Annotated in this window: 3 protein-coding genes; all 3 read right to left on the bottom strand. The window is 70.8% G+C overall.

Going from position 1 to position 3,203, the window contains the following annotated elements:
* Positions 1–492: 492 nt before the first annotated feature.
* The gene (istB, locus tag E1267_RS43185) at positions 493–1,377 is read right to left on the bottom strand and encodes an IS21-like element helper ATPase IstB (protein WP_132342033.1); all 885 of its coding nucleotides are present in this window, start codon (positions 1,375–1,377) and stop codon (positions 493–495) included.
* On the bottom strand, positions 1,374–1,601 hold the full coding sequence (locus E1267_RS45185; RefSeq protein ID WP_165960125.1) for a hypothetical protein: 228 nt from the start codon (positions 1,599–1,601) through the stop codon (positions 1,374–1,376). The genes istB and E1267_RS45185 overlap by 4 nt, the downstream gene beginning before the upstream one ends.
* A 78-nt stretch (positions 1,602–1,679) precedes the next feature.
* The gene (gene istA, locus E1267_RS43175) at positions 1,680–3,035 is read right to left on the bottom strand and encodes an IS21 family transposase (protein WP_220449950.1); all 1,356 of its coding nucleotides are present in this window, start codon (positions 3,033–3,035) and stop codon (positions 1,680–1,682) included.
* Positions 3,036–3,203 lie beyond the last annotated feature (168 nt).

The following is a 3,203-nucleotide window of genomic DNA, read 5'->3' as shown; positions in this document are numbered from 1 at the left end:
TGATGGCGCTTCGCGAATCTGACCAGGGGTGCTCTGTGAAAGTTGCCAGGTCGTTGGACTTCATACTACGGCTTTAGTTGATGTTCGTCACGGATTGTGACGGTGTGTCGACGTGAACAGCAGCGGGTGGCACGAGCATGGCCACCACCGCGATCGGTTTCCGGCAGTGCGGGCAGCTGCTTTGGCGGGCACTGGTCGTGGCCGCCGTGACGAGGTCCCCCGGGAGAAGGTGTCCCCGGAGAGGGTCTGCTCGGAGAGGCTCGCCGGGGAGAGGCCTGTCGTGGGCGCGTGGGTCGGGCGTTCGTGTCGCGGGGCCGGGGCGCAGGCGGATGTCGCCGGGGACGGGCGGTGGCAGTCCCAGCTCGCGGGCCTTTTTCATCTCCCGGGCCCAGATGGCTTTGCATCGGGGGTCGCAGAAGCGGTGGGTGGGGCGGCTGCTGTTCCAGGTGAAGGGGGTGGCGCAGACCGGGCAGGTGCGTTGCTCGCGGTGACTCATGAAGCGACCTGCCGAGCGGGTGTGGTGGCGGGTGCGGGCGAGGTCAGGCCTTGGCGCAGGGCGTCGGTGTGGGCCTGGTGGGCGCGCATCCGGTAGGACGGGCCGTCGATGGCGACGATGATGCCCCGGTGCAGCAGGCGATCCAGCAGGGCCGCGGCCAGCATCGGGTCGCCGAGCCGTTCGGCCCAGGCCGAGACGCCGACGTGGCTGGTGGTGATGATCGAGCCTTTCAGGTAGCGGCCGTTGATCACTTCGAACAGCAGGCTGCGGCCTTCCTCGTCCAGGCGGCGGTAGCCGAATTCGTCGATCACCAGGAGCCGGGGCTGGGTGAAGAAGCGCAGGCCGGTGGGGAAGCGGTGCTCGGCCAGGGCGCGTTTCAACCGCCGGATGAGGTCGTCGCAGGTCGTGAAGTAGGTGCGGTGGCCGGCCAGGGCGGCGGCGCGGGCCAGGCCGATGGCAAGCATGGTCTTGCCGACGCCGGGCTGCCCGATGAAGATCACGTTGGTGGCGTCGTCCAGGAAACGCAACGATGCCAGTTCCCGCACGACGGCTTCCTCCAGGCCGGGCTGGGCGGAGAAGTCGTAGTCCTCCAGGCTCCAGGGCGCGGGCAGGCTGGCGAAGCGCAGGTTGTTGTCGGCCCGGCGAGCCGCGCTGGCAGTGGCCTGCAAGCCCAGCAGCCGTTCCAGGGCTTCGAGCACGGACAGGTTCTCCTCGCGGGCGGCATCCAGCAGCGCGGGCAGCGCGCTGGCCGCGGCGCTCAGTTTGAGGTCGGCCAGATGGCCGCGCAGCCGCTGGTAGCAGGCCGCCTGCGCCGGTGTGGCCGGCGGGACGAGATCGGTCGCGCGATCGGGCGCGTGGCCAGGTGGGGCGGTCGTGCTCATCGGTGATGGTTCCCTTCATAGACGCGGCAGAGCTCACCGAGCGTGCCCACGGCCGCTCCGGTGGCCTGATGGCTGTGGCGCAGGTAGCCGTGGCTGGTCAGCACCTGAAAGACGTCGTAGATGAGCCCCCAGGTGAACCGCTCGTCCAGCGCGCCGGGCTTGGTGACGTCGGGCTTGGTGACGTCGGGCTTGGTGACGTCGGGCTTGGTGACGTTGTTGTCCATCGCAGTGGTCCCCCTCGTGGCGACAGCGCGGTGGTTGAAGAGGGGGGAGTGAGAGTGATGGGCGCCGGGGACAGGCGGTCAGGGCCGGGCGTCGGGGACCGATGAACCAGGCGTCAGCGGGCGCGCGGCGGCGGCGTAGGCGGCGAAATCGGCCACCGGCGCCGCGGCGGCACCGACGCCGGTGCCGCGCAGCCGGTCGGCTTCGGCGCGGGCGGCGGGCGAGAGCGGCCGGCGGGTTTTGTGCGGGCACGGCCCGCCCCCGCCCAGCCGGGCGCGGGCGGCCAGCACCTTGGCCTCCAGCGCGGCGACATGCCCGGCCGCCTCGATCACCACACCGGCGTGATCGACGGCCCGCTCATGCGCGGCCAGCACCGCCCCGCCCGCAGTGACCACCTCCAGCACGCCGCTGCCCAGCCGGTGCCGCACCCCCATCACCTCACCCGCGTGCCCCGGCGGCACGGAGTAGAAGTTGCCGCGGAAACTCACCAGCGCCTGCGCCGAGACGACCCGCTCGACCTCCAGCACCGCCGGGAACGCCTGCGCCGGCAGCGGCCGCAGCGCCTCGCGGCGGGCCAGCTCGGCCACACTCACCCGGCCGCCATCGATCCTCCGGATCCGGATGTCGCCCCTGCGCCGGCACCACTCATCCAGCGTGCCCTGCGCCTGGCCGGGTGACAGCTCCTCACCCACGGTGCGCCACCAGCGCTGCGCCGCGACATGGTTGGCCTTCTCCACGCTGCCCTTGCGCCAGCCCCGCCGCGACGGGCAGATCCGCACGATCACCCCGTAATGCCGGGCCACCGCCGCGAACGACGCCGACACCTCGCCACTGCCGGGATCACAGACGGTGGCCATCCGATCAAAACGCCACTCCGCGCTGACGCCGCCCAGGCGCTCACCCACGGCGCGCAACGCCTCGATCAGATGCGGCTGATCCTCGGACTCGGCCAGCACACCCCGCCAGATACCCGAGTACGGCAGCGTGCCGACCAGCAGATGCGCCCCCTTGCCCCAGCCCCACCGGGCCGGCGGATCAGGCAGCTCCAGCCAGTCCCACTGCGTCTCCACACCGGGCGGATGCTCGATCCGCACATACTCGACCGGGCCACCCGCGTGCGCGCACCGCTCACACACCGGCCGCAGCCCCCGCGCCCGCAACGCCCGGGTGAAGGTCGAATAGCCCCCGGCATACCCCAGCCCGGCCAGCTCGTCGAACAGCGTGGTGGCCCACACGTGTGGATCCCCGCTCTCGGCGTCCAGCCGCAGCCGGCAGTACTCCGCGTACGGCTCGAACGGATCAGCCCCGCTGCGCCGCCGTTGTCCCGGCACCCGCTCACCGTTCAGATACGCCCGGATCGTCGGCCTGCTACGGCCCAGATGCCGTGCGATCGCCGAGATCGACCAGCCACGTTTACGCAAAGCCTGCGCTTCCACGTCTTCCCCCTGTGTGAGCATCGAATACGGCTCCCCCGACTCGCTTCGAAACGTGATCACCCGAAGCGTCGAGGGAGCCCCACCGAGACAAGAACGATCTCTCTCGGCGAGTCGCTCACCTGGCAAATTTCACAGAGCAGGTCTGGTCAGATCTTCGAAGCGCCATCA

The sequence above is a fragment of the Nonomuraea longispora genome (assembly GCF_004348345.1).
In the GTDB taxonomy this organism is placed as follows: domain Bacteria; phylum Actinomycetota; class Actinomycetes; order Streptosporangiales; family Streptosporangiaceae; genus Nonomuraea; species Nonomuraea longispora.
This window is presented reverse-complemented; position numbering and strand designations above follow the sequence as displayed.